General features: G+C 55.5%; 3 protein-coding genes and 1 pseudogene. 2 read left to right on the top strand and 2 right to left on the bottom strand.

Annotation, left to right across the window (positions count from 1 at the left end):
• Positions 1-75: 75 nt before the first annotated feature.
• A pseudogene (locus tag INT33_RS20735) lies at positions 76-564 on the bottom strand (transglutaminase-like cysteine peptidase); the annotation flags it as partial.
• Positions 565-644: 80 nt separating this feature from the next.
• Positions 645-1,316 carry an arylesterase gene (locus INT33_RS20730; protein WP_192539724.1) on the bottom strand — a complete coding sequence of 224 codons (672 nt, stop codon included), beginning with the start codon at positions 1,314-1,316 and terminating at the stop codon, positions 645-647.
• On the opposite strand from INT33_RS20730, the gene INT33_RS20725 reads away from it, so the two are divergent.
• Together INT33_RS20725 and INT33_RS20720 are read left to right on the top strand one after the other, a co-directional pair.
• Entirely contained in the window at positions 1,315-2,130 is an 816-nt protein-coding gene (locus INT33_RS20725; RefSeq protein WP_225736344.1) for an ABC transporter ATP-binding protein, read from the top strand. The two genes, INT33_RS20730 and INT33_RS20725, sit on opposite strands and share 2 nt — an antisense overlap.
• Positions 2,127-4,697 (top strand): ABC transporter permease, encoded by a 2,571-nt coding sequence (locus tag INT33_RS20720; protein WP_193092917.1) that lies wholly within the window; start codon positions 2,127-2,129, stop codon positions 4,695-4,697. The genes INT33_RS20725 and INT33_RS20720 overlap by 4 nt, the downstream gene beginning before the upstream one ends.
• Positions 4,698-4,834 lie beyond the last annotated feature (137 nt).

The raw sequence follows: 4,834 nt of genomic DNA, 5'->3' as shown, positions 1-4,834 counted from the left end.
TCCATGGCAGCACTGAACCCTATGCAGTTGACGATGTTCGTATTATCGCTGAAGGCAGAGACTTTTTCAGAGCCTCCCTAAGACCATGTGGGCTTGGGTGATCTGGCTGCGTCCAATACGAGCACGCACGTAGATCATTCGCAGCCGTTCACCCGGTACCCCAAGTTGTTTGAGCGTTATGTATTTGGCAATGGAGTAATCCTCGCAATCTCCACGGCCATTGCCCATTGCTTCAAGAGGAGTCGCCCAGTAGTCCTCCTCCCCCCACACCACCATATCGTCAACCCAGCGGATGCGGCGGTTAAAGAAATCGTTGACTTCACGCAGCTGCATTTGGACATCCTGGCCGCGCAGGCGCTCCAGCATGGCAAACCATTCTTCAAGCACGGCAAGGCCTGCCTGACCATAAGCTTGCTGCATGCTTTGGCGTAAGCGTTGGGGGTCAAATGCCACTGCAGGCGTTGGGTGAATGCCTAAACCCGAACCCAATAGCAAAGCGCCAGCAGTTGCTAGGAACTGTCGGCGAGAAAGCTTGAAAGGGGAAGGATTAAAAGGCGCGGGCATGAGTCGCCATCATCACAAAAGGGTATGCTAAGACTACAAGCTGCCGCGATTAAGTTCTACATTTGCTTAATGATAAATAACTACTCCGCTGATGCTTGGTAGATATTGTCTAGAAGCGGTTCCAGCTCAGGCCACACGTTATCTAAAATAATTGGCTGGGCATCGGCGGTTGGGTGGATCCCATCACTTTGCATGAGCGCCTGATTAAGCGCGATATCTTCCAATAAAAAGGGCACTAGCGGCACGTCATACTCTTCTGCCAGGGAGTAGTAAACGCCGGTAAATGCATCCCGATAGGCCTGGCCGTAGTTGGGAGGAATATCAATCCCCAGCAATAACACTTGGGCATCGGCTTCCTGGCTTTGCTCAATCATGCGGGCTAGATTGTCGCGCATCTGAGTAGGCGCAAGGCCCCGCAGACCATCGTTGCCACCCAGCTCCAGCAAGACAATATTGGGCTGTTGCTTGGTTAGAATATCGCTAAACCGCTGCAAGCCGCCGGAGGTGGTTTCGCCGCTGATACTGGCATTGGCCACCGTTGCCTGGTCGCTCAAGCGCTTTTCTAAAAGCGTTACCCACCCCTGGTCATTCTCCAGGCCGTAAGCCGCGCTCAAGCTGTCGCCCATGACCAATACGATTGGGCGCTCGTTTGCGTTGATAGTTGGGGCACTTAAGGTGACTATCAGAACCACCAGTCCGCCGGTTACCATGCGGTTAAGTTTATGCCATGCCACAGGGATGCTTCGCTTCATGCCTCACTCCTCGGATCAATCTACACAGTCTTCCACCGCTGGTATCTCATCGCAAGCGGTGAGCCAACCCAACACCGGCTCTCTAACAAGCGGCAAGGTTCCCGCGACTCCCGTGAGCCGACCTGTTCTTCAGGCAGATAAGCTAACCAAAACGGTTACCAGCGGTGAGCGTAAGCTCGCTATTTTAAATCAGCTGTCGTTAAGCGTAGCGGCGGGCGAGAGCGTTGCAATACTAGGTAAAAGCGGGGCGGGTAAATCAACCCTGCTGGGCCTATTGGCCGGCCTTGATACACCCAGTGACGGCGAGCTCATACTGTTCGGTCAGCCGCTTAGCCGGTTGGATGAAGATGGCCGTGCCGCATTAAGGGCTGGACGAGTAGGCTTTGTCTTCCAGAATTTCCAGCTGCTGCCTACGCTAAGCGCCCTGGAAAACGTGCTGCTGCCGCTGGAGCTTTCGCCACGTGCAGGAGAAGACCACACTGCACAGGCTTGGCTGGCGAAGGTGGGCCTGGGGGAGCGGGTGGATCATCTGCCCAAGCAGCTTTCCGGCGGTGAGCAGCAGCGGGTAGCCATTGCCCGGGCGTTTGTCACCGATCCCAAACTGGTGTTTGCCGATGAGCCAACCGGTAATCTGGACCCCGACACCGGGGCTCAGATTATTGATTTGCTGTTCACACTCAACCGGGAAGCTGGCACAACGCTTATTCTGGTCACCCATGACCATGCCTTGGCACGCCGTTGTGATCGTTGCCTGCAACTCGCCCAGGGCCAGCTTTTGCCCTTGGATCCCAATACGGTGGGAGGCGGGCAATGAGTGATATTCCCTGGCGATTGGCCGCAAGAAGCCTAAAGCGCGATTTGCGCTCTGCTGATGTACGTGCGCTTTTTGTTGCATTAGTGCTCGCCGTGGCCGCTTCCACCATGATTGCTTTTTTCCTCGACCGCCTGGAACGTGGTCTTGAGCGTCAGGCAGGGCAAATGCTGGGAGGAGATTTAGTACTTGAACAGCGAAGCCCCTTTTCAGACGAGCTGCGCAATACCTTGCAGGCGGCTGGTTTTGCGCTAAGTGATCAGGTCGATCTGGTCTCCATGATTAGCCTTGGCGAGCGCTTCCAACCAGCAAGCCTTAAAGCGGTCGATGATATTTATCCGCATTATGGCGTTTCATATGTGGACGTAGGCAATGGTGCCGAACCCTTGGCCCGAGGCCCATTTGCAGGAGAGGCGTGGGTAGACCCGCGCTTGGCCCAGCTGATTGAAATAGAGCTGGGCGACCGTGTTCAGGTTGGTCAAACCGAGTTAACGGTTAGCGGTATTGTTGAGCGGGAAGCTGACCAGTCCGGCGGGTTTGGTAATTTTAATCCCCGCTTGATGCTCAATACGGCAGACCTTGAGGCTACGGGGCTTGTGCAGGAGGGCTCTCGAGTCGAGTTTGAACTACTGGCGGCAGGCCCGCCGCAAGCGTTGGATCAAGTGCAAGGCCTGTTGGCGGAACTGCGTCGCGCAGGTGTTGACGTTCGCGACGTACGCGTGGACCGGCCGCAGTTAGGCAATGCGTTACAGCGGGCCGACCGCTATCTGGGGTTAGCGGGGTTGGCAGCCGTTTTACTGGCCGGCGTCGCGGTGGCCATGTCGGCGCGGCGTTATGTCGAGCGCCACCTGGATACAGCCGCGTTGCTACGCTGCTTTGGCGCGAGTCAACAGCAGCTTATGGTGCTGTTTAGCCTTCAATTGATCGGCCTTGCCTTGGTGGCATCGGTGATTGGCGCATTACTGGGCTTAGCCGGTCAGGCAATTCTGCTGCGCCTTTTGGTTAGCTTTTTACCCATGACGCTGCCACCGCCAGGAGTGACGCCGCTCTGGTTAGGGGTATTAACCGCACTGGCGGTACTGGTAGGGTTTGCCGGGCCAACGCTTTTGCGTATTAAGCGGGTTAGTGCCCTTAAAGTGTTGCGCCGTGAGCTGGACCCCTTGCCGCCCTCGGCTTGGCTTGTGGCGGGCGTGGCGGCTAGCGTGTTTGGTGGCTTGCTATGGCTTTATTCAGGCAGCCTGCCCTTAGCAATCTCGCTATTATTGGGCGGTGGTGTGCTGCTGGCAGTGCTGTGGGGCGTTAGTGCGCTGTTACTTAATGGTATTTTGCATGGCGTAAAGAAGCTAGCCGGCGGTGGAGAGTGGGCGCAGGCGCTTCGTTTGGGCGCGCGTCAATTAGCACGTCGCCGCCAAGCAGGTGTCGGTCAGCTCTTGGCGTTTTCAGTAACGTTTTTTGCCATGGCAATGATTGTGCTGGTGCGTGGTGATCTTCTTTCGACTTGGCAGTCGCAATTGCCAGACGATACACCTAATTACTTTGCGATAAATATCCAGCCCGCTGAGCGCGACCCTTTTGAACAGGCCGTGGCTCCGCGCGTGGATACGCAAAGCACGCTTTACCCGATGGTACGCGGGCGGATTACGGCGATAAACGATCAGGCGCCAATGGAGGCCGTACCCGAGGATGCCAGGGGCGATGGTTCTCTGAGACGCGAACTCAACCTTACCTGGCAGGCTGAGCTGCCAGAAGGCAATCAGGTGGTTGCTGGGGAGTGGTTTACACGACAAGAAAGCGTGCCTGCTGAGCCGCAAGGCTGGTTGGGCGCCGTGGATGCTACTCCGCAGCCTGATATAGTGCCTATTTCCATGGAAGAGGAGCTAGCGAGTCGATTAGGGCTAGCGCTCAACGATACCTTAACCTTCTCCATAGGTGGCGATGAGCTAACAACGCGCATTACCAGCTTGCGCAGTCTTAACTGGGACAGCTTCAAGCCTAACTTCTTTGTGATTTTCCCGCCCGGCGTGTTGGAGCAGTTTGGCCATAGTTATATCACCGCCTTCCATTTACCCGATGATGAGGAAGGGCTAATACGTCAGTTGGTAAGTGATTTCCCAGGAGTATCGTTACTCAACGTTGATGCGATTTTAGGCCAAGTGCGTGATGTGTTGGCTCAAGTGACGCGGGCAATAGAGCTTGTACTGATGCTAGTTCTACTCGCCGGAATCAGCGTACTTTACGCCGCCTTAACCGCAAGTCAGCCTATTCGTGCCCATGAAAGTGGCTTGTTGCGTGTCTTTGGTGCGGGTAATCGAATGATTTCCCGTATTCAAGGCGCAGAATACGCACTGCTTGGCTTTACCAGCGGCTTAATGGGCGCCGCACTTGCGGAGGTGGCAACCGCCGCACTTTACATTTACTGGCTCGACTTGACGCCGCGACTGCACATCACCTTATGGCTGGCGTTACCGTTTGGAGGCGCGCTACTGATCGGCATCATCGGCCATGCGCTCTCACGCGGGCTACGCCGCCAAGCACCCGCAGCCAGTTTAGGTTTGTTAGGAGAAGCCTAGATAAATCGCTGGCTGAAGCCTGCTCCCACAAGGCCGGGGCAGGTTTCGAAACATCTCTGTTGGCTTAAACGGGCTTCTATCATCTCAAGATGCACCTACTATTTAGTGGCTTTGAGAGCTTGAATTAACCTTGTGGG

This window comes from Halomonas colorata (genome assembly GCF_014897985.1).
GTDB classification, from domain to species: domain Bacteria; phylum Pseudomonadota; class Gammaproteobacteria; order Pseudomonadales; family Halomonadaceae; genus Vreelandella; species Vreelandella colorata.
The sequence above is the reverse complement of the archived record's forward strand: the minus strand, read 5'-3'. Positions and strand labels throughout refer to the sequence as shown.